The organism is Streptomyces sp. NPDC032822, from assembly GCF_055578825.1.
Genome location: NZ_JBVIOL010000010.1, coordinates 105,266 through 129,529 on the forward strand (window position 1 = coordinate 105,266; position 24,264 = coordinate 129,529).

The 24,264-nt window shown below is 70.9% G+C and carries 21 protein-coding genes and 1 riboswitch; of the genes, 10 read left to right on the forward strand and 11 right to left on the reverse strand.

The features are described from left to right. Nucleotides 1-3: 3 nt before the first annotated feature. The 5 genes from ACZ5VD_RS27165 to ACZ5VD_RS27185 all read right to left on the reverse strand — a co-directional run bounded on the left by ACZ5VD_RS27165 (nucleotide 4) and on the right by ACZ5VD_RS27185 (nucleotide 4,658). The gene (locus ACZ5VD_RS27165; protein WP_030790138.1) at nucleotides 4-231 is read right to left on the reverse strand and encodes a 4Fe-4S dicluster domain-containing protein; all 228 of its coding nucleotides are present in this window, start codon (nucleotides 229-231) and stop codon (nucleotides 4-6) included. Nucleotides 232-320: 89 nt separating this feature from the next. After that, nucleotides 321-1,109, reverse strand: a complete 789-nt coding sequence (locus tag ACZ5VD_RS27170; protein ID WP_468547705.1) for a GntR family transcriptional regulator — start codon at nucleotides 1,107-1,109, stop codon at nucleotides 321-323. A gap of 337 nt (nucleotides 1,110-1,446) precedes the next feature. Beyond that, nucleotides 1,447-2,385 carry a M56 family metallopeptidase gene (locus tag ACZ5VD_RS27175; protein WP_468547704.1) on the reverse strand — a complete coding sequence of 313 codons (939 nt, stop codon included), beginning with the start codon at nucleotides 2,383-2,385 and terminating at the stop codon, nucleotides 1,447-1,449. Between the two features lie 257 nt (nucleotides 2,386-2,642). Next, complete coding sequence (fahA, locus tag ACZ5VD_RS27180; RefSeq protein WP_468547703.1) at nucleotides 2,643-3,884, reverse strand: fumarylacetoacetase; 1,242 nt, start codon at nucleotides 3,882-3,884, stop codon at nucleotides 2,643-2,645. Nucleotides 3,885-4,028: 144 nt separating this feature from the next. Continuing rightward, nucleotides 4,029-4,658 (reverse strand): hypothetical protein, encoded by a 630-nt coding sequence (locus ACZ5VD_RS27185; protein ID WP_468683620.1) that lies wholly within the window; start codon nucleotides 4,656-4,658, stop codon nucleotides 4,029-4,031. Nucleotides 4,659-4,732: 74 nt separating this feature from the next. Here ACZ5VD_RS27185 and ACZ5VD_RS27190 point away from each other — a divergent pair, with 74 nt between their 5' ends. Further along, on the forward strand, nucleotides 4,733-5,224 hold the full coding sequence (locus ACZ5VD_RS27190) for a carboxymuconolactone decarboxylase family protein (RefSeq protein ID WP_468683621.1): 492 nt from the start codon (nucleotides 4,733-4,735) through the stop codon (nucleotides 5,222-5,224). 259 nt (nucleotides 5,225-5,483) lie between these two features. On the opposite strand, the gene ACZ5VD_RS27195 is transcribed toward ACZ5VD_RS27190, so the two are convergent. Together ACZ5VD_RS27195 and ACZ5VD_RS27200 are read right to left on the reverse strand one after the other, a co-directional pair. After that, entirely contained in the window at nucleotides 5,484-6,623 is a 1,140-nt protein-coding gene (locus ACZ5VD_RS27195; protein ID WP_468547700.1) for a glycoside hydrolase family 53 protein, read from the reverse strand. A 64-nt stretch (nucleotides 6,624-6,687) separates the two neighbouring features. After that, the gene (locus ACZ5VD_RS27200) at nucleotides 6,688-8,754 is read right to left on the reverse strand and encodes a beta-galactosidase (protein WP_468683622.1); all 2,067 of its coding nucleotides are present in this window, start codon (nucleotides 8,752-8,754) and stop codon (nucleotides 6,688-6,690) included. Nucleotides 8,755-9,019: 265 nt separating this feature from the next. Here ACZ5VD_RS27200 and ACZ5VD_RS27205 point away from each other — a divergent pair, with 265 nt between their 5' ends. The 5 genes from ACZ5VD_RS27205 (at nucleotide 9,020) to ACZ5VD_RS27225 (ending at nucleotide 14,251) form a co-directional block, all read left to right on the forward strand. Further along, nucleotides 9,020-10,354: an ABC transporter substrate-binding protein gene (locus ACZ5VD_RS27205; protein ID WP_468547698.1), complete on the forward strand. Its 1,335-nt coding sequence runs from the start codon at nucleotides 9,020-9,022 to the stop codon at nucleotides 10,352-10,354. After that, nucleotides 10,351-11,346, forward strand: a complete 996-nt coding sequence (locus ACZ5VD_RS27210; RefSeq protein ID WP_468547697.1) for a carbohydrate ABC transporter permease — start codon at nucleotides 10,351-10,353, stop codon at nucleotides 11,344-11,346. Before ACZ5VD_RS27205 ends, ACZ5VD_RS27210 begins: the two co-directional genes overlap by 4 nt. Continuing rightward, a complete protein-coding gene (locus ACZ5VD_RS27215; protein ID WP_468547696.1) occupies nucleotides 11,343-12,221 on the forward strand; it encodes a carbohydrate ABC transporter permease in 879 nt (292 codons plus the stop codon). Before ACZ5VD_RS27210 ends, ACZ5VD_RS27215 begins: the two co-directional genes overlap by 4 nt. A gap of 42 nt (nucleotides 12,222-12,263) precedes the next feature. Then, on the forward strand, nucleotides 12,264-13,292 hold the full coding sequence (locus tag ACZ5VD_RS27220) for a LacI family DNA-binding transcriptional regulator (protein WP_468683624.1): 1,029 nt from the start codon (nucleotides 12,264-12,266) through the stop codon (nucleotides 13,290-13,292). A gap of 140 nt (nucleotides 13,293-13,432) precedes the next feature. Beyond that, the gene (locus ACZ5VD_RS27225) at nucleotides 13,433-14,251 is read left to right on the forward strand and encodes an HAD family hydrolase (RefSeq protein ID WP_468547694.1); all 819 of its coding nucleotides are present in this window, start codon (nucleotides 13,433-13,435) and stop codon (nucleotides 14,249-14,251) included. A 43-nt stretch (nucleotides 14,252-14,294) separates the two neighbouring features. Here ACZ5VD_RS27225 and ACZ5VD_RS27230 read toward each other — a convergent pair whose 3' ends face one another. The 3 genes from ACZ5VD_RS27230 to ACZ5VD_RS27240 form a co-directional block, all read right to left on the reverse strand. Next, on the reverse strand, nucleotides 14,295-14,777 hold the full coding sequence (locus ACZ5VD_RS27230; RefSeq protein ID WP_468547693.1) for a transglycosylase SLT domain-containing protein: 483 nt from the start codon (nucleotides 14,775-14,777) through the stop codon (nucleotides 14,295-14,297). 4 nt (nucleotides 14,778-14,781) lie between these two features. Then, a riboswitch (cyclic di-AMP (ydaO/yuaA leader) is annotated at nucleotides 14,782-14,955 on the reverse strand. A gap of 298 nt (nucleotides 14,956-15,253) precedes the next feature. Beyond that, complete coding sequence (locus ACZ5VD_RS27235; RefSeq protein WP_468547692.1) at nucleotides 15,254-17,296, reverse strand: CocE/NonD family hydrolase; 2,043 nt, start codon at nucleotides 17,294-17,296, stop codon at nucleotides 15,254-15,256. A gap of 18 nt (nucleotides 17,297-17,314) precedes the next feature. Next, a complete protein-coding gene (locus ACZ5VD_RS27240) occupies nucleotides 17,315-18,817 on the reverse strand; it encodes a peptide MFS transporter (RefSeq protein ID WP_468547691.1) in 1,503 nt (500 codons plus the stop codon). A gap of 207 nt (nucleotides 18,818-19,024) precedes the next feature. Between ACZ5VD_RS27240 and ACZ5VD_RS27245 the strand changes: the two genes are divergently transcribed. From ACZ5VD_RS27245 to ACZ5VD_RS27260, 4 genes are all read left to right on the forward strand, one after another. Then, entirely contained in the window at nucleotides 19,025-20,035 is a 1,011-nt protein-coding gene (locus ACZ5VD_RS27245) for a polyprenyl synthetase family protein (RefSeq protein WP_468547690.1), read from the forward strand. A gap of 360 nt (nucleotides 20,036-20,395) precedes the next feature. Next, complete coding sequence (locus ACZ5VD_RS27250; RefSeq protein WP_468547689.1) at nucleotides 20,396-21,634, forward strand: LolA family protein; 1,239 nt, start codon at nucleotides 20,396-20,398, stop codon at nucleotides 21,632-21,634. A gap of 32 nt (nucleotides 21,635-21,666) precedes the next feature. Then, on the forward strand, nucleotides 21,667-22,668 hold the full coding sequence (locus ACZ5VD_RS27255) for an ABC transporter ATP-binding protein (protein ID WP_468547688.1): 1,002 nt from the start codon (nucleotides 21,667-21,669) through the stop codon (nucleotides 22,666-22,668). Continuing rightward, on the forward strand, nucleotides 22,655-23,527 hold the full coding sequence (locus ACZ5VD_RS27260; protein WP_468547687.1) for an ABC transporter permease: 873 nt from the start codon (nucleotides 22,655-22,657) through the stop codon (nucleotides 23,525-23,527). Before ACZ5VD_RS27255 ends, ACZ5VD_RS27260 begins: the two co-directional genes overlap by 14 nt. Before the next feature lie 15 nt (nucleotides 23,528-23,542). On the opposite strand, the gene ACZ5VD_RS27265 is transcribed toward ACZ5VD_RS27260, so the two are convergent. After that, nucleotides 23,543-24,139 (reverse strand): flavodoxin family protein, encoded by a 597-nt coding sequence (locus ACZ5VD_RS27265; RefSeq protein ID WP_468547851.1) that lies wholly within the window; start codon nucleotides 24,137-24,139, stop codon nucleotides 23,543-23,545. Nucleotides 24,140-24,264: the final 125 nt, after the last annotated feature.

Here is a 24,264-nt window from a genome sequence, read left to right on the forward strand (position 1 = left end):
CTCTCACCGGAGCAGATAGGGCATGTTGACCGTGACGGCTCCGGTGGGGCAGCGGGCCGCGCACGGGCCGCAGTACCAGCACTCGTCGACGTGCATATAGGCCTTGCCGTTGCTCTCGTCGATGGCGAGGGAGTCCAGCGGGCACATGTCCACGCAGAGCGTGCAGCCGTCGATGCACTTCGACTCGTCGATGGTCACGGGCACGTCGGCCCGCTGGGGCACCAAGGGCATGGCTGTCTCCAGGAATGTGCGCTGTGTGCGCGAGCAGGGAGGGGGAGTGAGTGGGGCTCGCCGGGGCGGCCCCGACCGGTGACCGGGGCCTATCGCGAGCGGTGCAGCAGGCCGCTCATCGTGATGCGGTCGCCGCGGAAGCGGATGAACTCCAGGTCGACCGGGCGGCCGTCAGCGAGGTGCGTGAGGCGTTCCAGCATCAGGACGGCCGCGCCGCGCGGGGCCTCCAGGACGGCGGCGGAGTGGGCATCCGCGTTCACCGCCTCCAGGGTGATCTCGGCGTGGCCGAGGCGCCCGCCGGTGATGGCTTCCAGGAGGCGGAAGACGTCGGTGTTCTCCAGGTCGGCGCCGAGCAGGGAGGTGCCGATGTCGAGGGGGATGTAGGTGAGGTCGAGGGAGAGGGGGAGGCCGTTCAGGCGGCGCAGGCGTTCGATGTAGAGGACGTCGGTGCCGGGCGGGATGCGCAGGCGCTCGGCGACCGGGACGGGAGCGGGGGCGGGGCCCATGGTGCGGACCTCGTTGGTGACCCGGCCGTGCTCGCGGAGGGTTTCCGCGAGGCCCATCAGCTGGTCGAGGCCATGGGGGTACTTCTGGCCGACGACCACCGTGCCCACCCCGGGCAGGCGTTCCACCAGGCCTTCGGCGCGCAGCAGGTCCAGGGCTTGGCGGACCGTGTTGCGGGAGGCGCGGTAGTCGACGGCGAGGGACGACTCGTGGGGGAGGGTGCCGTCCGGGAAGCCGTCCGTGAGGAGCTGGTGACGGAGGAGGTCGGCGAGCTGACGGGCCTGGTCCGCACGCAGCCGACGACGCGTGCGGTGGGCGGCGACGGTGGTCGCGCCCTGGCCGGCGTGGTCTCGGACGCGGTCGGAGGGGGACATGTTCTGAACCATAGCGAGGCGGTAGGGAAAGTCGTGTTGCGGGATTGTTGCGCCACCCAGTACGGCGCGGGGTGGGGCGCTGACCTGCGGTTCCCGGTCCCTTTGGGGGAGATCTGCCACCTGGGGGCACGCTTGCGCCCGGGGTGAGGGCTGGACAGGGGATGGGGTGGGGTGCGGCGGGGCCCGGCGCTGCCGAGGGCCGCCTGCGCCCGCCCGCGCCATCCTGCCGCTGGTGCCGCCCTGCGACCTTGCAGCCCCACGGCGTACGGCACCACGGCACCACTGCCCGCAGGTTGGGCGGTGTCGATCGGCCGCGGCTCAGCCCCTGTCGCTCCGGCTAGGACAGTGCGGTCAGGCCCGGGGCGAAGGTGATCAGGAGAGGGAGGAGGGGGATCAGCGTTGCCGTGGCGGTCGTGAGGGCGCGGTGGCGGCGTCGCGGGCGGGGCTGGGGTTCCAGGAGGCGGCCCACGCGTTCGCCGAGGAGGCGGTGGGTGGACGAACAGGAGAGCACGCCCCGGTGCTGGTTGAGCTCGATCAGGGCGAGGGCCGTGGTCAGGTGGCCGCAGCGGCGGGAGGCCGTGTCGTCGGCGGACAGTTCGACCAGGCGGTGGGTCTGGTCGCAGAAATGGGCGAACAGCGGGACGCGGGGGAAGCCGGTGGCGAGGGCGGTGGAGAGGTGGAGCAGCCAGTCGTGGCGGGCGCGGGCATGGCCGCGTTCGTGGGTGAGGACGGCGTCCAGCTGGTGGTCGGTGAGCCGGTGGAGGGCGCCGGTGGTGACGATCAGCTGGGGCGGGCTGCCCGGCATCCACCAGGCGTCCGGGTACTCGTCCTCCAGGACGAGCAGGGGCCCGCGGGCCTCGGGCAGCCCGGCCGGCAGGTCGGGGGCACGTTCGCGCAGGCGGGCACGGGCCTGGCCATGGCGTCGGCGGGCCTCGACCAGCTCACGGGCGAGCATCGCGGTCGTCCAGGCGGCCCCGCACGCCAGCAGCAGCGTGAGCGCGACGGCCCAGGCGGGCGCGGCGGAGAGGTCGTACGCCGCGGTCACGGCGGGCGGCGCCGGGGCGAAGACGTGGTCGCGGACGGTGTGGAAGACGGCCGCGGTGCTCAGCACCAGGGCCGCCAGACAGCACAGCAGGACGGTGGCGACCAGGCACTGCCACACCCACAGCCCGACCACCGGGTCGCGTTCGGGCCACGCGGCCCGGGTCAGCGCGCGCGGAACCGGCACGGCCGCCGCCAGGGCGACGACGCTCAGCAGGAGCAGGCAGACAGTCATGCCACGGGCTCCGGATCCTGATCGGAAGGACAGACGGAAGGCGGGACGGAAGGGAGAGCGGACGGCGGGCAAGGACGGCGGGAAAACAAGGACGGACGGCTACGGCCACGGGTGCACGGCCGAGGTGTCGTCCTCACCTGCCGACCTGCCGACCTGCCGACCTGCCGACCTGCCGACCTGCCGGCCTGCCGACACGGCACCCCGCCCGCCGTCAGTATGGCGGCAGCGGGCGGCGTACGGCAGGTGTCGGAGGTCGTTCAGTGGGAGGCGGGGTGGCGTGGCGACGGCACGACACGGCCGGTGACCTCTCCCAGTCCCACCCGGGTCCCGTCCGGCCCCGGCGCCCAGGCCGACATGGTCACCACGTCGCCGTCCTCCAGGAACGTCCGCTTCCCGTCGGGGAGTTCCAGGGGATCGCGACCGTTCCAGGTCAGCTCCAGCAGCGATCCCCGCTCGTGTGCGGCAGGGCCGCTCACCGTCCCCGAGCCGTACAGGTCGCCGGTCCGCAGGGACGCGCCGTTGACCGTCATGTGGGCCAACTGCTGGGCGGCTGTCCAGTACATGGTGGAGAAGGGCGGCTCGGAGACCACGTGGCCGTTGACGGCGACCGAGATACGCAGGTCGTAGCCGCCGGGTTCGTCGTCCGCGTCGTCCAGGTACGGCAGCAACGGGTGGGTCCGCTCAGGGGGTGCCACCCGGGCCGGCTCCAGGGCGTCCAGCGGGGTGATCCACGCCGACACCGAGGTGGCGAAGGACTTGCCGAGGAACGGGCCGAGCGGGACGTACTCCCAGGCCTGGACGTCACGGGCGGACCAGTCGTTCAGCAGGCACAGCCCGAAGACGTGCTCACGGAAGTCGGCGAGCCCCACCGGCTGCCCCGTCTGCGACGGTACGCCGACCACAAAGCCGACCTCGGCCTCGATGTCCAGGCGGACGGAGGGGCCGAAGACGGGGGCCGGGTCGGTGGGGGCCTTCCGCTGCCCGGAGGGGCGCACGACGTCCGTGCCGGACACCACCACCGTGCCGGAGCGGCCGTGGTAACCGATCGGCAGGTGCTTCCAGTTGGGGGTCAGGGAGTCGGCGGCGTCCGGGCGGAAGATCTGGCCGACGTTCCTGGCGTGGTTCTCGGAGGCGTAGAAGTCGACGTAGTCCGCCACCTCGAAGGGGAGGTGCAGGGTCACGTCCGACAGGGGGTGGAAGAGCGGTTCGATGGTCTCGCGGTGCGACGGCACCGACAGCCACGCCGTCAGCGCGCGCCGCACGTCCGACCAGGCGGTGCGGCCCGCGGCGAGGAGCGGGGTGAGGGAGGGCCGGGCGAGGAGGGAGACGTACGGGGAACCGAGAGCCGCGGCTGCCGCGCCCGCGTCCAGGACGTGGTCGCCGAGGCGGACACCGACCCGGCGGTCGGCCGCACCGCCGGACCCGGGGAGCGAGAAGACGCCGTACGGCAGGTTGTGCGGGCCGAAGGGGTCGCCCTCGGGGACATCGAAGGGGGGCATGGGTGCTGCCTCGCTCTCGTACGAACCGTGCGTTCGATGTGGTCGGGCCACACGTGGTCGCGCCACACATGGTCGGGCCACACGTTACGTCCGTGTTGCCTGTCCTGGGCAGACCGCACATCCCGCACCACCCGCACCCGGCAGTCACTCCGCCTCCGCCTCCGTCACCCCCGCCCGCTGCCAGGTCAGGAACTCCTCGATCAGCTCGGGTGGATTCGCTGCCTCGGTCGCCTCGATCTCCCAGCCGGGGCAGTCCATGTCGAAGACCACGACGGGCAGGGGGCGGCCGAACAGTTTCTCGATCCGGCCGCCGGCATGGAGATGACGGGCGAGGTCGACGCAGGCATCGGCGAAGTGCAGGTGGAGCAGGTCGCGCAGGGCGTCGATCTCATCGTCGTCCCCCACCTCCACCTCGTCGTCCTCACCGTCGTACCAGAGGCCGAGCCGCTTGATCTCCTCGACGTACAGCGGGCCGCCGGCCGGATCCTCGGGGACGTTGCCGAGCGTCTCGAAGCCGTCGAGGAGCCAGCAGGCGTAGTTCCAACGGGCCTCGCCCGGGTCCTGCGGGTACGTCGTCCGCGCGTACTGGCTCTCGGTGTTGTAGCCGATGGCCACGTACGGGCGGCGGCTGTCGTAGTCGATGCGCCAGACACGGAAGGACAGGGCGTAGATCTCGGGCCGCAGGGACTCGGGAAAACGGTCCAGGACGCCGACGGCCGCCTCCCGCAGATGCGTCTGGAAATCGCTCGGAAACTCCTCCGGCGGACCTGTCACAACCCCTGCCTCCGCTCCGTCAGTGCAGCGACACCGAGAACGAGACCGAAAGCACTGACACAGGATGCATCACCATGCAGGCTCGGATGACGAACCCGGCGTACGTCCTTCCCGGCGCCCTGAAGGGTATCGGCACCCTGTTCCAGGCGATCGGCGAGGGAGGGTTGCCGCAGGAGCTCGCCGAGATCGTCGGGCTGCGTGCCAGTCAGGTGAACGGCTGCAGCGCCTGCGTCCACGGCCATGTGCGGAACCTGCGCGAGGGAGGCGCGAGCGAGGAGCGCATCGCCTCCGTCGCCGCTTGGCGTGAGGCCCCCTGCTTCTCCGAAGCCGAGCGCGCTGCCCTGCAGTTGACCGAGTCGGTCACCCGGCTCGCCGACCGTTCCCACGCGTCCGTGCCGGACGCGCTGTGGGACGAGGTCGCCGACCACTTCGACGAGAGGGAACTGTCGGCGCTCATCCTCACCATCGCCGTCACCAACATGTTCAACCGCATCAACACCACCATCAAGGAGCCGGCGGGCACGACCGCCGCCACGAGGGACCGTCCCCCCGTATCCCCGGTGTAGTCCGCTACACCCCCAGGGCTCAGGACGCCGGCCCGACCGACGCCCCGGCTCCAACGACGCCGCACCCAGCCCAACGCCTCGACCTCGATGCGGCCCTCACCGCGACCAGCGCCTCAGCCCCGGTGCGGCCCCACCGTGACCAACACCCCGGCCCGGATCCCGTCCCCACCGCGACCCACACCTCAGCCCCGATGCGGGCCCCACCGCGCCCCACACCTCAGCCCTGATACCCCGGCCCTGATACCCCGGCCCCAATACCTCAGCCCCGATACCGACCCAACGTCCGAAGCCCCGGCAGTGCCCGGTCCTCGAAGTCGAACAGGGCGAGGTTCTCCCACGCGTTGCCGGACGTCGGGTCCGCCGGGTCCCAGCCGCTGCCGGCGCGGTACGTCCACACGCCTTCCCAGTAGCAGTAGCCAAGACCCTGCCCGCCCGGGACGGCGGCCGCGAGGTCGGCCACCTCGCGCAGCCAGGCCGCCTGGCCCGCGGGTGTGGCGGGGAAGCCCTCGGTGAGCTGCGAGGGGTCGTTCATGATGTCGTTGACGTCGTCCTCGCTCTCCAGCGTGAACGGGTACGCCGTCTCGGCGATCACACACGGCTTGCCGTAACGGGCCGTGATGTCGGCCATGTTGGCGGCGGCCTGCGCCACCGGCCCGTGCCAGAACGGGTAGTAGGAGAGCCCGATGATGTCGAAGTCCACGCCGAGGGCGACCGCGTTGTCGAACCACCACCGGTAGAGCCCGTTGTCGCCGCCGTTGGCCAGGTGCAGGATCGTGCGGACGCGCGGGGTGGTGTCGCGGGCCGCGCTCAGCCCGGCCTTGAGGAACGCGGCGAGGTTGTCCCAGTGCGCCCAGTCGCCCTCGGGCCAGATCATGCCGCCGTTCAGCTCGTTGCCGATCTGCACCAGGTCGGCCGGAGTGCCCTGCCGCCTCAGCGCGCCGAGCACGTCGGCGGTGTGGTCGTGGACGGCCCGGGTCAGTCCGGGCACGTCCAGGTCGGCCCAGGCGGCCGGCTTGGTCTGGTGCGCCGGGTCGGCCCAGGTGTCGGAGTAGTGGAAGTCGACCCAGATGCCGATGCCGGCCCGCTTCAGGCGCCGGGCCAGCGGGAGGACGTGGGCCTTGTTGTTGTAGCCGTCGACCGGGTCGACCCACACCTTCAGCCGGGCGTGCGTGACGCCGGACGAGGCGAGGATGCGGATCGGGTCCTCACGGCGGCCGTCGGCCCGCCGGTATACGGCACCCTTGTCCTCGTTCTTCGGCAGCGAGGAGATGTCCACGCCGCGGATCGCCAGGCGGCGGTGACCACCCGTCGGGGTGCTCGCGGCGGCGGGTGCCGCGCCGAGCACGGGAACGGCCAGCGCGGCGGCTCCGGCAGCGGTCAGAACACTGCGTCTACGCATGTCAGGGTCCCTTCACGGTGAAACTCACAGGAGAAGAACAACAGCCTTGAGCGGGCCGGAACGCTCAGAGGGAGCGCGGCTCGCGAAACACCTCGACCGCCCCGGCCGGTACGGCGGCCCGGCTCCCGTCCGCCAGCACCACCTTCACCTCGGCGTCCGTGTGGTTGACGGCGAACCGGAACGTCCCCGACTCGCCTTCCCGTACGACGAGTTCGACGTCCTGGGGAAGATCGGCGGGGGCGATGCCCGCGTCCGTGAGGGCCAGGTCCACGACCGCCGCCAGGTCGGCACCGGAGAGCCGGGTGGCCAGGTACCAGGCGGCCCCGTCCCCGAGCGCCCGCCGGGTGAGCGCGGGGTGTCCCGCCGTACGCCCGTCGGCGAAGACGGCCACCGTCTCGCAGCCCTCGCCGGGGACGACGTACTCGGACCACACGTCGGCGGTGTACAGCGCACCGGACGACTCCCCGCCCGGTTCCCCACCCGGTTCCTCGGCCGGCTCCCCACCGGGTTCCCCGGCCGCCATCCGTACGGTGACGGTCTCCCCCGGCAGCAACGGATCGAACTCCTCCACGGTCAGTCCGAGGACATCCCGCAGCGCCCCGGGATACGCCCCGGGGTGCACGGAGTCGTGCTCGTCGACGATGCCGGAGAAGAAGGAGACGAGGAGGGTGCCGCCCCGCGCGACATACCGCTCCAGGTCCGCGGCGACGGAGGCGGGCGCGGAGTACAACTGCGGGACGACGAGCAGCGGATACCGCGCGGGGTCCACGTCACCGAGGCCCTCCGGCGCGAAGAAGTCCACCGTCAGATGGCGGTCGTACACCGCCTCGTAGAACGCGTCGAGCCTCTCCCGCGCGTCGAGATCCTCGCTCGGCCGCCAGTCCAGGCCCTGCGCCCACCACGACTCCCACGACCAGACCATGGCCACGTCGGCCCGGGTGCGGGTGCCGCGCAGGTCGGCCAGGCCGGCCAGCCGGTCCCCGAGCTCCACCACCTCCCGCCACACCCGTGTCCCCGTTCCGCCGTGCGGCAGCATCGACGAGTGGAACTTCTCCGCGCCGCTGCGGGACTGCCGCCACTGGAAGAACATCGCACCCTCGGAGCCGCGGGCGACATGGCCCAGCGAGTTGCGGGCCATCTGGCCGGGCTCCTTGGCGGGGTTGTGCGCCTGCCAGTTGACGCCCGAGGTGGAGTGTTCGAGCAGCAGCCAGGGGGCGCCGCCCGCGACCGAGCGGGTGAGGTCGGCGGCGAGGGCCAGGTTGACGTGGGTGCGGCGGCCGTCGGTGATCAGGTAGTGGTCGTTGGTGACGAGGTCGACCTCGCGCGCCCAGGCCCAGTAGTCGATGGACGCGCACTGGCTGGGCGCGACCATGAAGTTGGTGGTCACGGGCACGCCGGGGGAGAGGCGGTGCAGGATGTCCCGTTCGGCACGGAAGTTGGCGCGGGCCTGGGCGTCCCCGAACCGCTGAAAGTCCAGCCGGTGGGCGGGGTTGCCCACGGTCGGCGTGGCCCGGGGCACGCCGATCTCCTCCCAGTCGCCGTAGAACTGGCCCCAGAAGGCGGTGCCCCAGGCCTGGTTGAGGGCGTCGAGGGTGGTGTAGCGGTCCTGGAGCCAGACCCGGAAGGCGCCGGCGCAGGTGTCGCAGTAGCAGCTCAGGACCGGGGCGCCGTACTCGTTGTGGACGTGCCACAGCGCGACCGCCGGGTGGCGGCCGTAGCGTTCCCCGAGCCGGGTGGTGATCGCGGCCGCCGCCGCCCGGTAGTCCGGGTCGGAGTGGCAGATCGCCCCGCGTGAGCCGAACGCCAGCCGCACCCCCTCCTGGGTGACCGGAAGCGCCTGCGGGTGCGCGCGGTAGAACCAGGCCGGCGGTACGACGGTGGGGGTCGCCAGGTCCACGAGGATCCCGGCGTCGTGGAGCATTCCGATGATCCGATCGAGCCACGCGAAGTCGTACTCGCCGGGCCGGGGTTCGGTCCGGGACCACGCGAAGATGCCGAGCGAGACCATCGTGACCCCGGCCTCGCGCATCAGCCGGACGTCCTCCTCCCACACCTCCTGCGGCCACTGCTCGGGGTTGTAGTCGCCCCCGAAGGCGAGTGGCAGGCGGTCGTGCGGGGCGGCGGAGGGCATGCGGTGACTCCCGGAGATCGGCAAAGATAGTGCTCGTTTCTGTGATCGTGCACAGTACTCATGACGGCCGCCATCTGCGAGCAACAAGTAGGTAACCCCAGGCTCTCGCCATTGACAAGGGCCGGAAACAATTCTCTACTGTGCACGATCACAGAGCCGCGCGGCCCTCGCGCACAGCCCCTCGGTCACGTCCGCAGAACCTCCCCCCACGGCGGTTGCCGCGTACGCGGGACGTCCCGAGGCAGGCTCGTCCAAGTCAGGGGAGATGAAGATGTCGATCCACCGCCACCAGATCAGCAGGCGCAACATCCTCGCCGGGGCCGCCGCCCTCGGCCTTACCGGCACGCTCGCCGCCTGCGGCGGTTCCGACGACGACTCCGGCGAGAGCAGCGGGCCGGTCAAGCTGACCTACTGGGCGTGGGCGCCCAACATGGAGAAGGTCGCCGCGATCTGGAACAAGAAGAACCCGGACATCACGGTCACGGTGTCGAAGCAGGCCAGCGGCGGCGAGATCGTCTCCAAGCTGATCACCGCGAAGAAGGCCGGCAACGCCCCCGACCTCATCCAGGTCGAGTACCAGTCCCTGCCGACCCTGGTCTCCAACGACGTCCTCGCCGACATCTCCCAGTACGCCGGTGACGCCGAGTCGGACTTCTCCGAGGGCCTGTGGAAGATGGTCACCCTCGGCACCGACGCCCTGTACGCGGTGCCGCAGGACTCGGCGCCGCTGATGTTCTACTACCGCGAGGACCTCTTCAAGAAGCACGGCCTGAGCGTGCCGAAGACCTGGACCGAGTTCGCGGAGACCGCGCGCGCCGCCAAGAAGGCCGTCCCGGACGCCTATCTGACCACCTTCTCCTCCAACGACCCCGGTCTGTTCGCGGGCCTCGCCCAGCAGGCCGGCGGCAAGTGGTGGACCGTCGACGGCGGCGGCAAGTGGACCGTCGGCATCGACGACGCCGGCACGCGGCAGGTCGCCGAGTTCTGGGGCGGCCTGGTGCAGGAGGGCGTCATCGACAACCAGCCGATGTACACCCCGGCCTGGAACAACGCCCTGAACAAGGGCACCCACCTGGCCTGGGTCTCGGCCGTCTGGGCGCCCGGTGTGCTGGTCTCCTCCGCGCCCGACACCAAGGGCGAGTGGCGCATGGCCCCGCTCCCGCAGTGGAAGTCCGGCGACGACGTCACCGGCAGCTGGGGCGGTTCCTCCACCGGTGTCTCCACCGACTCCAAGCACGCCGAGGCCGCCGCGAAGTTCGCGCGCTGGATCAACACCGACCCGGAGGCGCTGGCCGCCCTGGTCAAGGAGGCCGCGGTCTACCCGGCCGCCACGAAGGGCCAGTCCGGCGACATCCTCAAGACGCCCGAGTTCTTCTCGAACCAGGCGGACTTCTACACCACGGCCGCCGCGATCGCCGCCACCACGGCCGCCTCCGCCTGGGGCCCCAACGTCCAGATCGCCTACACCAGCTTCATGGACGGCTTCGGCAAGGCCACCAAGGCGAAGAAGGAGTCCCAGTTCGACTCCGCCCTCGGCGCCATGCAGTCGAAGACCTTCGCCGACATGAAGAAGCAGGGCTTCGAGGTGACCGAGGCATGACCAGCGCTCCGCTCAAGGGCTCCGACCGCGTCACGGTCGGGCCCTTGGCGGACGGCATCGGCACCGCCCCGTCCGTCCGCCCCAGCCGCCCCCGCCGCCAAGGCCGCAGCGCACCGTACTGGTTCCTGGCGCCGACGCTGGCCCTATTCGCCGCCTTCACCGTCGTCCCCATCGGGTACGCGATCTGGCTCAGCCTGCACAAGGTCCAGGTCAAGGGCATCGGGCTCGGCAAGGGCGCCCGCGAACAGGTCTGGAACGGCTTCGGCAACTACACGGCCGTCCTCCAGGACTCCGCGTTCGGCCACAGTGTGCTGCGCGCGTTCGGCTACGGCCTCATCGTCATCCCGACCATGCTCGGCCTCGCGCTGCTGTTCGCGCTGATGCTGGACACCCCGAAGGCGCGCAGCGCGCCCTTCGCCCGGCTGATGATCTTCCTGCCGTACGCGGTGCCCGGCATCATCGCCGCCCTGATGTGGGGCTTCCTCTACCTGCCGGACGTCAGCCCCTTCTACTACCTGCTGAACAAGTTCGGCCTGCCGCAGCCGGACCTCTTCGAGGGCGGCAACCTCTACCTCTCCTTCGCGAACATCGCGGTCTGGGGCGGCACCGGCTTCAACATGATCGTCATCTACACCGCGCTCAAGGCGATCCCGCAGGAGATCTACGAGGCGGCCCGCATCGACGGCGCCTCCGACCTGCACATCGCCCTGAAGATCAAGATCCCGATCGTGATGCCCTCGCTGGTCCTCACCTTCTTCTTCTCGGTGATCGCCACCCTCCAGGTCTTCACCGAACCGATGGCCCTGAAGCCGCTGACCAACGGACTGCCCAGCGGCTGGAGCCCGTTGATGGCCATCTACGACACGGCCTTCCTGCAGTCCGACATCTACGGCGCCTCCGCCACGGCGGTCGTGCTGGCCCTGGCCACCTATCTCCTCTCCTTCAGCCTGCTGCGCGTCTCCGACCGCTACACCCGGGAGGACCGGGCATGACCCCCCTCACCCTCACCGCCGACACGTCCCCCGCCGCGAGCCGTGTGCGGCGCACCGCCTGGATCCCCACCCTCGTGCTGATCCTCGGTGCCCTGTACTGCCTGGTCCCCATCGCCTGGGTGGTCGTCGCGGCCACCAAGGACCGGTCGGAGCTGTTCTCCACCTTCACCTTCGCCCCCGGCACCGGACTCCTCGGCAACCTGAGCGACCTGACCGACTACCGGGACGGCATCTACTGGCAGTGGATGGCCAACTCCGCGTTCTACGCGGGCTTCGGCGCCCTGCTGTCCACCGCGGTCTCCGCCGGCGGCGGCTACGCGCTCGGCCGGTTCGTGTTCCGCGGACGCGAGGCCATCTTCAAGATGATCCTCGCGGGCGTCCTCGTGCCGAGCATCGTGCTGGCCGTCCCGCAGTACCTGCTGCTGTCGAAGACGGGCATGGCCGACTCGTACTGGTCGATGCTGCTGCCGTCGATCCTCTCCCCGTACGGCGTCTACCTGGTCCGCATCTACGCGGCGGCCTCGGTGCCCACCGAACTCATGGAGGCAGCCCGCATGGACGGGGCGAGCGAGTGGCGGATCTTCTCGCGGATCGCCGTACCGATGATGATGCCGGGCCTGATCACGGTGTTCCTCTTCCAGTTCGTCGGCATCTGGAACAACTTCCTGCTGCCGTACGTGATGCTGGCCGACGACACCAAGTTCCCGCTCACCCTCGGGCTCTACACGCTGCTCGCCCAGGGCGCCTCGCAGCCCGCCCTCTACACCCTGGTCATCACCGGATGTCTGCTGGCGATCCTCCCGCTGATCGCGCTCTTCCTGGTGATCCAGCGGTTCTGGTCCCTGGACCTGCTGAGCGGCTCGGTCAAGGCCTGAGCAGTCGGCCGCCCGCAGCAAACCCCGCCCCGAACGAGGAACATGACCACCAGCGCGAACGGCCGCCGCAAGCCGCCCACCATCCACGACGTGGCCCGGGAGGCGGGTGTGTCGCGGGGTACCGTCTCCCGCTTCCTGAACGGCGGCCACTACGTCTCGCCGGCCGCCCGGCGGGCCGTCGAGGCCGCCGTCAGGAAGACCGGATACGTGGTCAACCGGCATGCCCGCAGCCTGAGTACGGGCCGCTCGGACTCGGTGGCGTTCCTCCTGACCGAGCCGCAGGAGAAGTTCTTCGAGGACCCCAACTTCAACGTCCTGCTGCGCGGATGCACCGAGCACCTCGCCCGGCACGACATCCCGCTGCTGCTGATGCTGGCCGCGACCGACGACGACCGGCGCCGGCTGACCCGTTACATCACCTCGGGCCATGTCGACGGCGTGCTGCTGGTCTCCAGCCACAGCGGGGACCCGGTCGCCGCCGAACTGCGCGCCGCCGGAATGCCGTTGGTGGCCTGCGGCAAGCCGATGGGGCTCGGCTCCAAGGTGAGCTACGTGGCGGCCGACGACCGTGACGGCGCCCGGGAGATGGTCCGCCACCTCCTCGACACCGGCCGCCGCCGCATCGGCATGATCACCGGCCCGCTGGACACCCCCGGCGGCACCGACCGGCTGGCCGGCTACCGCGAGGTCCTCGCCGAGGCGGGCCTGCCCTACGACCCGGCACTGGTCGCCGAGGGCGACTACCGCCGTGCCGGCGGCGAACAGGCCGCGCACCGGCTGCTCGACCGGGCCCCCGACCTGGACGCGGTGTTCGTCGCCTCCGACCTGATGGCCCAGGGAGTCGTCAACGCCCTGCACCAGTGCGGCCGTTCGGTCCCCGATGACATCGCTGTCGGCGGTTTCGACGACTCGGCCGCGGCCACCGCCGTCACCCCGGCCCTCACCACCATGCGACAGCCCTACGAGCGCATCAGCGCCGAGATGGTCCGCATGCTGCTCGCCCAGATCGCCGGCGAGGACACGGCCGGGGTGATCCTGCCGACGGAACTGGTGGTGCGGGAGTCCGCGTGAACGCACCGACGGCGGTGAACGCACCGACTGCCGTGACCGGAACGGATGTTCGCAACCGGAGCAGACGTCAATGCATGTGAATGCTGTAGCCGTCCGGTTCGCGTCGAGTCGGCGGGGCGTTCCATCCGTATTCTCTGATCATGGCCGCACCCACCGCATATTCACTCATCGCCACCGACCTGGACGGAACGCTGCTCCGAGGCGACGACACGCTGTCCGACCGGTCCCTCGCCGCACTGGCGCGGGTGACGGCGGCCGGTGCCCGGCATCTCGTGGTGACCGGCCGCCCGGCGCCCAGAGTGCGGCCACTCCTCGACGACCTGGGCAGCGAGGGACTCGCGGTGTGCGGGCAGGGCGCGCAGGTGTACGACGCCGGCGCGGACCGTCTGCTCTGGTCGGTCACCCTGGACAGGGAACTGGCCGAGACCGCGCTCGGCAAGATCGAGGCCGAGGTCGGCCAGGTGTACGCGGCCGTCGACCAGGACGGCGTGGACGGGCTCACCCTCATCGAGCCGGGCTATCTGATGCCCCACCCGACCCTGCCCGCGGTCCGGGTCGCAAGACGCGACGACCTGTGGCGCGAGCCCATCAGCAAGGTGCTGCTGCGCCATCCCTACCTGTCCGACGACGAGTTGGCGGCGACGGCGCGCGGAGTGATCGGCTCGCTGGCCACGGTCACCATGTCGGGGCCCGGGACCGTCGAACTCCAGCCATGCGGCATCACGAAGGCGACGGGGCTGGCGCTGGCCGCCGACCATCTCGGTCTCGGCCCGCAGCACACCGTCGCCTTCGGGGACATGCCCAACGACATCCCCATGTTCGACTGGGCCGCCCACGGCATCGCCATGGCCAACGCCCATCCCGAACTCCGGTCCGTGGCCGACGAGGTCACCCTGTCGAACGAGGACGACGGCGTCGCCGTCGTCCTCGAACGTCTCTTCCCGGACGGGAAGTTCTGACCGGCCCCGGGGATCACGCCCCGGGAGTCGGCCCCCGGGATCTCTAGTACGCGCCCCACACGTTGTCGATCGACCCGTACCGCGCCGCCGCGTAGTTGCAGGCGGCGGTGATGTTGGCGACCGGGTCGTACGGGTCCCACGAGGTGTCGGCCACGTGGTAGGCCTGGAAGGTGGGGTCGATGGTCTGGAGCAGACCCTTGGACGGGGTGCCGGCGGCGGCGTTGGAGTCCCAGTTGTTGATGGCGTACGGGTTGCCCGAGGACTCCCGGATGACGTTGCGGTAGATGCCGTCGTACGTGCCCGGAATGCCGTTCTGCGCCATGACCTGGAGGGACGCCCGGATCCAGCCGTCGAGGGTGTTGGAGTACCCCAGCGAGGTGGCGGTGGTCACGGTCGGGGTCGCGGCGGACGCGCTGGTCGCGCCGATCACCGGGAGGGCGAGCACGGCGGCGCCGGTGACGGCGACGGCGAGGGTGCGGGTGAGGCGGGTCGTCCTGGAACGACGGTGCTGAGCGGCAGCAGGCATGGCGAAATGTCCTCTCCGTCGCCTGCGAGGTGAGCTGTCGGGTGCGGGCTGGGAGGTGCCCGGCCGTGCCGCCCGGGTGGGCGGCACGACTTAACCCCGAGCCGTACCGGCGTGATCTCCGGTGCGGCGACTTACCTGGGTCCCCCGCTCCTGCCGTGCGAATGGTCGTCGATGGGTGGTCCGCGAGCGGCGGCAGGATTAGGCGTCCGCTCGACAGGCCGGGAACGTATGCGAGAGCACATGTCCGAAACAAGTAGCGGATTCACACATCACACCTATTGACCTTGGTCTGAGGCGTATGGGGTGCTTGATCCTTTGCGGTTGCCAAGACTCAACTGGCGCACGGCGCAAGGCGGGGCGGGGTCCGGCGGGAAGGGAACGCGGACGCGCCGAAGGGGGCGCGGAGGCGGTTGGAAGTGACCCAACTCACGGACATGCGCAAGCATGGCAAATCGGGCAATGTTCCCAACTCGGAGTCAACCGGCAGTGCGTGGGATCCGCTTCTCCCACGTCCGGTGGAAGACCACCTCGCCGCCGTCCGTGCAGACCACCTCGTTGGTGGTCAGGAAGTCCGTCTCGTCACAGCGGATCTCCGACCGGGTGCGGACCGTCGCGTCCCAGCCCAGCTCCGGCCGGCGCAACCGGACCGTCCAGTCGGAGCGGGTCCGGGCCGACAGGGGGTCCCGCTCGTCGATCGTGTACGTCTCCAGCGCGTCCTCGGCGAACTCCAGGCCGTCGGGGTACACCCGGGTGCCGCCGTAGCGCGGATCGACCTCCAGCCGCCACTCGCCCTTGGCCACGTCGCGGACGACCAGCCGCTCGGGGCGCGGCTCGTCCGGCGTGTCCGGGCTCCCTCCGGCAGCGGCCACGCCGCCGGTCACCCCCAGCGGCTCGGCCTGCTCGGGCTCCTCGAAGACGATCTCCTGCCCCACCTCGTGGCCGCGCACGGGCAGCTCCAGCAGGCTGCCCGCCGGGTCCAGGGTGAAGCCCGCCGCCGAGCCGGGCTGCGGCCAGATCCACGGCCAGTACGCGGAGGAGACGGCGAGACGGATGCGGTGGCCGACGGGGAAGACGTGCCCGATGCCGTTCAGCTCGAACTCGACGTCCTCCGTCGTGCCCGGCGCCCACGGCACGGCCTGCTCCCGCCCGTGCCGCGCCGACAGGTTCAGCACACCCCGGGTCACCAGGGTCGAGGAGCCGTCCGGGGCCACGTCGCAGACCCGGGCGATCACCTGACCGCGCGTCACCTCCGAGGTCAGCCTGAGCCGCACCCGGGGCCGCCCCAACACCCAGGTCTCCTCCTGGACTTCGAACTCGAAGCTCACCGACCGCGCGTCCTCCTCCCGCTGGTCGGGCGGCAGGTCGGCGTCGTTCCCGAAGGGGAAGAAGCGGCCGGCGTCGACGCCCGTGTGCTGCGGGGAGCGCACCGGGGAGGGGGCGCCCTGCAGGGCGTGCGCGACCATCGCGACGTTGGGGGAGGGCCAGGCCGGCTCGCCGACCCAGCGGCCGGGCAGGGTGTCGTAGACCGTGGCCGGGGGGTGGGAGTCGCTGAGGTAGGCGCGCAGCAGGGGTTCGTTCATGACGCCGGTGTCACCCGTGCCCGAGGCGCCGCGCGAATCGGGCTTGAGCCAGTGGTCCCACCAGCGCAGGGTCTCCTGGAGGAAGCCGATCGCCGGTCCCGGCGGCAGACCGCGGTCGGGGTACTGGTGGGACCAGGGGCCGATCAGGCCGCGGACGCGGTCGGAGGGCAGGTGCTCGACGAGCCGGAGGACCGTGTCGCGGTACGGGTCGTGCCAGCCGCCCACCGCGAGGACGGCGGCCTGGATCGCGCCGTAGTCCTCGCAGACGCTGCCGTGACGCCAGTAGCGGTCCCGGGTCTGGTGGTCGAGCCAGGTGTGGATGAGGGGTTCGACCCCCGCCAGGCGCTCCAGCCACATCTCCCGCCAGGCCTCGCCCGCATACCGCGGGTCCGGCGGCCGGGAGACGAAGGCGAGCATGGTGGCCGCCCAGGCGTGCATGTCCACCGCGAGGACGGAACCTCCCATGTAGTGCACGTCGTTGTCATAGCGGTCGTCGGCGGAGCAGACCGTGACGACCGCCTTGAGCGGCTCGGGTGCCAGGGCCGCGATCTGGAGGGAGTTGAAGCCGCCCCAGGAGATGCCGAACATGCCGACCTTGCCGTCGCACCAGGGCTGTGCGGCCAGCCAGTCGACGACCTCGACACCGTCGGCCAGCTCGGTCGCCGAGTACTCGTCGGTCGGCATGCCCCCGCTGTTGCCGTGTCCGCGCACGTCCACTCGTACGGAGGCGTAACCGTGGCCCGCGTACCAGGGATGGCGTTGCCAGTCGCGGGGTGCCGTCCAGTCGGTGAGGCGGTACGGCAGGTATTCGAGGATCGCGGGTACCGGTTCGTCAGTGAGGGGACGCCACACGCGTGCGTAGAGCAGGGTCCCGTCCGACAGCGGGATGCGGAGGTCCTGGTGGGCCGTCTCGTAGGGGAAGGACGTACGGATGTGCATGAGCGTGACCCCGTGAGTTCAGTGGACCGGATGCATGGTGCGGCGCAGCCAGGGGGCGGCCGCCATCACGGCCAGACCCGCGGCCACCGCGATCGCGCCGTTGACGCCGAAGTAGGCGGGCTGGGAGACGTCGTCGTAGAGCTTCACCGTCTGGGCCTGGATGCCGTTGGCCAGGGCGAGGGACAGGAACCAGAGGGACATGGTCTGGCTGGAGAAGGCGGCCGGGGCGAGCTTGGTGGTGGCCGACATGCCGGAGGTCTCCAGCAGGATGTCGCCGAGGCCGAGCAGGAAGTACGAGCCGACGATCCACCAGGCGGACATCAGGTAGTCGTCGGAGGAGTGCCCGGACGTCGGCAGGGCCATCAGCAGGAACGACAGGCCGCCGAGGACGACCCCGATCGCGATCTTGTTCGACGCGTGCGGCTGGCGGTGGCCCATCCGGACCCAGAGCGCGGCGACCACGGGCGCGAGCCCGACCTCGAAGGCGCCCAGCGCGGACGCGTACCAGCTTGCCGGGAAGTCGAAGCCGAGGAGGGTCGTCTCGGCGTTCGACGCGGCCAGCAGCATCATCGTCGAGTACGCCTGGAAGAGGATGAAGTTGAAGACGGTGGAGGCGAGGAAGAGCACCACGTACGGGCGCAGCCGGCCGCGTTCCTCGGCGGTCACGCGGGGACTCCTGAACATCACCGTGAAGTAGACGACCGGAGCGATCACCGAGACCAGGGTGAGCAGGTCGACGAAGCGGTCCATGGTGAGCAGGCCGGTGAGGGCGAGGACGGTCGCGAGCACCGCGACGGCCACCACCCCGGCGACGATCGTGCGGACCGTGCGGCGCAGGGCGTCGGGCGGGAGGGCGAACTCCGCCGCGTTCCTGCGCCCGGCCAGGTGACGGCGGCCCAGCACGTACTGGACGAGACCGAAGGTCATGCCGATCGCGGCGGCCGAGAAACCCCAGTGCCAGCCCCGGTGGTCGCCGAGCCAGCCGGTGATCAGCGGGCCCGCGAAGGCGCCGATGTTGATCGCCATGTAGTAGAGGGCGAACCCGGCGTCCCGGCGGTCGTCGTCGGTGGCGTAGAGCTTGCCGACCATGGTGGCCACGTTGGGCTTCAGCAGGCCCGTGCCGGCGCTGATCAGGCCCAGGCCCACCCAGGTCATGGTGGCCGTGGGGACGGCCATGGAGTAGTGCCCGCAGGCGATCAGGACGCCGCCCCACAGCACCGCGCGGTAGGAGCCGAGGATGCGGTCGGCGAGCCAGCCGCCGGCCACGGAGACGAGGTAGACCAGCGTGCCGTAGGCGGCGGAGACGGAGGCCGCGGTGCCGGCCGACATGCCCAGGCCGCCGTGGGCCACCGTGTCGGCGAAGTAGAGGACGAGGATCGCCTGCATGCCGAGGAACGAGAAGCGTTCCCAGACCTCCAGGCCGGAGAGCGTGAGCAGGCCCTTGGGCTGGCCGAAGAAGGCGGTGTCGTCCTCGGGGGGCGGTCGGCTGCCGGGCGCGGTGTCGACGTCGGTTCGGGGCACGCTCCACTACTTCCATGTAAGTCGATAGATATCCGTTCTTTTCAAGTGATCAAAAACATACCCGTCGTGATCCGATACCGCCCGGCCTGGACCGGCGGGCGCTAGCGGTGATCGAAACATGACCGGATACGCTGACTTGAGTGATGGCAGCGACCTATCGACAAACCGTGTGACCGCCAGCAGACACCAGCAGACAGGAGATCCCTCGTGACCGTCGTCGGGCCGTTCGGGCTGAGCGTGCGGGACCAGGCTCTGGAAGCCGATGTCCAGGCCGGATTGACGGCCGTCGAGGAGGGACTGCTCGAAGCCACCAAGAGTGAGGTCCCCTTCATCACGGAGGCCGCCCAGCACCTGGTGCGGGCGGGCGGAAAGCGGTTCCGGCCGCTGCTCGTGATGCTCGCTGCCCAGTTCGGGGACCCCTATGCCCCCGGGATCGTGCCGTCCGCCGTGGTCGTGGAGCTGACCCACCTGGCGACGCTGTACCACGACGACGTGATGGACGAGGCCGAGGTGCGGCGCGGGGTGTCCAGCGCCAACACCCGCTGGGGCAACTCGGTCGCCGTCCTCACCGGCGACTTCCTGTTCGCGCGCGCCTCGCACATCCTGGCCGACCTCGGGCCCGAGGCGGTCCGGGTCCAGGCCGAGGCGTTCGAACGCCTGGTCACCGGCCAGATCCTGGAGACCGCCGGACCGACCGACGGACGCGACCCGGTCGAGCACTACCTGGACGTCCTCGGCGGCAAGACCGGCTCGCTGGTGGCCGTCTCCTGCCGCTTCGGGGCGATGATGTCGGGCGCCGACGAGACGGTGGTCGACGTGCTCACGCAGTACGGCGAGCGGCTGGGCGTCGCCTTCCAACTGGCCGACGACGTCCTGGACATCGCGTCCGACTCGCACGAGTCGGGCAAGACCCCGGGGACGGACCTGCGCGAGGGCATCCCGACCCTGCCGGTGCTCCGGCTGCGGGAACGGGCCGAGCGGCTGGGGCTGGCCGAGGACATCGCGCTGTGCGAGCTGCTGGACTCCGACCTGACCGACGACGCACGGCACGCCGAGGCGTTGGAGGCCCTGCGCGCGCACCCCGCGCTGGAGCAGGCCCGGCGGGACACCGTGCGGTACGCGAAGGACGCCCGGGCCGCGCTGGCGCCGCTGCGGGAGTGCGACGCCAAGGCCGCGCTGATGGAGCTGTGCGACGCGGTGGTGCACCGGGCGGGGTGACGTAGGTCACCTTCCTGGATCACGTCCGCACGGGGACCGGCTCCGCGGCGACGCTCTCCCACCCGTCGGCACCGAGGAGATCCCGCGGCTGCCGTGACCTCCGCGGGAGACCTCCGGGCCCCCTCCGTCGACGGCGTCTCCACCCCGACCCCTACGGGTCGGGGGCGGCATCGCCTCCGTGTGTCATCCCCCAGGTGTACGCGGAGTTGCGCCCGGGGGTTGACGAATACACCCGGCCGATTTGGTCAGATGGACACCACGGAAAACACCACTCCTCACCGATTCGGGTGAGAATGGCGGCTACGGGGTGGACACGCGGGAGTTGGACCAGCCGCCGCCGACGACGGAGGTAAGGCACACATGGCACCGTTCGAAACCGACGACAGCACGACCGCCGCGGAGGCCGACGACCTGCGCGCGGCACGGCGGCGCAAGGCCGCGCGGTACGTCGTCCCGGTCGCGGTGGTGGGGGTGGCGGCGGTGACCATCGGGCTCGTCCCGGCGCTCGCCGACTCCGGCGACCCCGACCTGCCGAAGATCAGCGCCCAGGAACTCATCGAGAAGATCGCCGCCTCGGACGTACAGCAGCTGTCCGGCACGGTGAAGATCAGCACCGATCTGGGGCTGCCCGACCTCGGCGGCCTGGAGAACAGCCTGGCCTCCGGCGCGATGGACTCGGGCGACGGCTCCTCCGCCGACCCGTCGAGCAAGCTCACCGAACTCGCGTCCGGCACCCACACCCTGCGCGTCGCGGCCGACGGCCCCGACCGGCAGAAGCTGTCCCTGCTGGAGAGCGGCTCCGAGTACAGCGTGATCCACAACGGCAAGGACGTCTGGGGCTACGACAGCGAGTCCAACGAGGTCTACCACTCGGCCACGTCCGACAGCGGGAAGGCCGAGAAGGAGCGCGACGTCCCGGCCACGCCCAAGGACATGGCCGAGGAAGCCCTGAAGGCGGTCGACGACACCACGTCCGTGACCGTCGACGGCACCGCGCAGGTCGCGGGCCGCGACGCCTACCGGCTCGTCGTCAAGCCCAAGGAGTCCGGCTCCACGGTCGGCCAGATCACCGTGGCCGTGGACGCCAAGACCGGACTGCCCCTGAAGTTCACGCTGACCCCGGCGAGCGGCGGCGCGGCCGTGATCGACGCCGGCTTCACCCAGGTCGAGTTCGCCAAGCCCGCCGCGTCCACCTTCGACTTCAGCGCGCCCAAGGGCGCGAAGGTCACCGAGGGCGATTCCATCGAGAAGGGTGATAAGGGCGAGAAGGGCACGGAAGGGGCGAAGAGGCCGCACGACAGGGCGGACGCCAAGCCCGAGGAGGACCTCGGCAAGGGCCTCGACGGCCTGAAGGTCATCGGCGAGGGCTGGAACTCCGTCGCCACGTTCGACACCGGCGGCGAGGGCATACCGTCCGGCGCCGGCGGTGACCTCGGCGGGTTCCTCGACTCCCTCGGTACCGATGTGGCCGGCAAGTTCGGCTCGGGCACGGTCTTCTCGACCCGCCTGGTGAACGCGCTGATGACCGACGACGGCAAGGTCTACGTCGGCGCCGTGAACAAGGACGTCCTGGTGAAGGCGGCGAACGCGGCGAAGTAGGTCTCCGGTCGCACGACGAATCGAGGGAGCCGATGGGCGAACCGTCCGCCACGGAGCCGGAGTCCGAACCGGCACCGGAGGGCGCGGGAGACACCGATGGCGACACCGTCATCGCCACTCGCGCCCTCACCAAGCGCTACCGCGGCGGACAGCTCGCCGTAGACGGTCTCGACCTGGCCGTCCCGGCGGGCAGCGTCTTCGGCTTCCTCGGTCCGAACGGCTCCGGCAAGACCACCACCATCCGCATGCTGATGGGCCTCATCGAGCCCACGTCAGGGTCGGCCCGTGTCCTGGGCCGGCCCATGCCGCGCTCAGCGCGCGCGGTGCTCCCGCACGTGGGCGCGCTCATCGAGGGCCCCGCCCTGTACGGCTTCCTCTCCGGCCGCGACAACCTGCTCCGCTACGACGCCGCCGACCCGACCGCCGACCCGCGCACCCGGCGCATCCGCGTCGCGGCGGCCCTGGACCGGGTCGGCCTGGCAGCCGCCGCGGGCAAGAAGGCGAAGGCGTACTCGCTCGGCATGAAGCAGCGGCTAGGCCTCGCCGCCGCCCTGCTCCAGCCGCGCAGACTGCTCGTCCTGGACGAGCCGACCAACGGACTCGACCCGCAGGGCATGCGCGAGATCCGCTCCCTGGTCCGGGAGTTGGCCTCGGACGGCACGACCGTCTTCCTCTCCTCCCACCTCCTCGACGAGATCGAGCAGGTGTGCACCCACGCGGCGGTGATGACCCGGGGCCGGCTGATCACCCAGGGACCGGTCGCCGACCTGGCGGCGGGCACCCGCGGCCGGCTGGTCGTGACGACCCCGGACCCGGCCGACGCGGCCCGCACGTTGAAGGAGCAGGGCGCGACGGACGTGGTCATCGCCGAGGAGCGGGTCAGCGCAGAGCCGCCCCAGGACCGTGAACTCGCCGAACTGAACGCCGCGTTGGTGACGGCGGGCGTCCGGGTCCGCGGCTTCGGTGTCGAACGGGCCTCACTGGAGGACGCGTTCGTGGCGCTGACCGGGGAGGGCTTCGATGTCGCGGGCTGAGGCGGCGGTCCGTACGCCGAGCGTGCTGTGGACCTTCGGACTGCTCCGCAACGAGCTGTGGACCACCTTCCGGCGCTGGCGCACCCTCGCCCTGCTCGGCGTGCTGGCCGCCGTGCCGGTCCTGGTCGGCATCGCCGTGCGGATGGAGACCGGCGACGGCTCCTCACCCGGTGGCGGAGGCGGCGGGGGCCCGGCGTTCATCTCGCAGATCACCAACAACGGCCTGTTCCTGGTGTTCACCGCGCTCGCGGCGACACTCCCCTTCTTCCTGCCGATGGCCATCGGCGTCATCGCGGGCGACTCGATCGCCGGCGAGGCCAACGCGGGCACCCTGCGCTATCTCCTGGTCGCCCCCGCCGGCCGCACCCGGCTGCTGCTCACCAAGTACGCGACCGTGCTGGCCTTCTGTGTGCTGGCCACTCTCGTGGTCACGGTCTCGGCGCTGACCGTCGGGGCACTGCTCTTCCCGCTCGGCGACCTGACGACCATCTCCGGTACGCGGATCAGCTTCGCGGAGGGCCTGGGCAGAGCCCTGCTGATCGCGCTGGCCGTCGCCGCGTCCCTGGTGGGCATGGCGGCGCTCGGCCTCTTCGTCTCGACCCTCACCACCAGCGGGATCGCCGCGATGGCCACCACGGTCGGTCTGCTGATCACCATCCAGATCCTCGACCAGATCCCCCAACTGCACGCGATCCAGCCGTACTTCTTCTCCCACTACTGGCTGTCCTTCGCCGACCTGATGCGCGAACCGGTCTACTGGGACGACCTGGTGAAGAACCTCGGCCTCCAGGCCCTGTACGCGGCGGTGTTCGGCTCGGCGGCCTGGGCGCGGTTCACGACGAAGGACATCGCGTCCTAGACGTCGTCCGGTCGGTCAGCCGGTCTCTCGTCCGGCCTCGTGGGGGAAGCGCGCGAGCGGTGCCTCGCCCGCGAGGAACGTCTTGGCGCGCGTCAGCGCCTCGGTGTCCTTCAGGACGTCACCGGGCTTGGTGCCGTTGCCGAGCAGCACCCCGCCGAAGCGCATCCGCATGTACGCGGCCGAGTTGTGGAGCGTCCCGACCAGCGGGTCGGCGACCTCCTGCTCCTCGTGCGCGAGCACGGTGACGCCCCACAGGGTGCGCCCGGCCAGCGTGGCCCGGAAGTCCGTGCCGGGGGTGCGCAGCCAGCCCGACCAGTAGTCCAGGTAGCGCTTGACCGGGGCGGAGACCGAGTACCAGTACAGCGGGGACACGATCACGATGTCCGTCGCCGCGAGCGTCGCGTCCAGCAGCCGCGCCACACTGCCCTCGGACGGGCGGACGTGGTCACTGTCGTGCCGCAGGTCCACGAAGTCCGGCAGCGGGTGCTCGGTGAGACTGATCCACTCCTGCTCGACGTCCGCGGGGAGCTGCTCGGCGGCCCGGCGGGCCAGCATCTCGGTGTTGCTCTCGGTGCGGCTGCTGCCCAGGACGAACAGGAAACGGCGGGTCATGAAATCCCCCAAGTGGTCGGCGTGCGACGAAATCATGCGCACGCATCATATGCACACGCAATCAAAGCCCACAATCACAGCCGACGGTCACAGCGCGTAGTGAAAGAGCGCAGTGAAAGCACGCG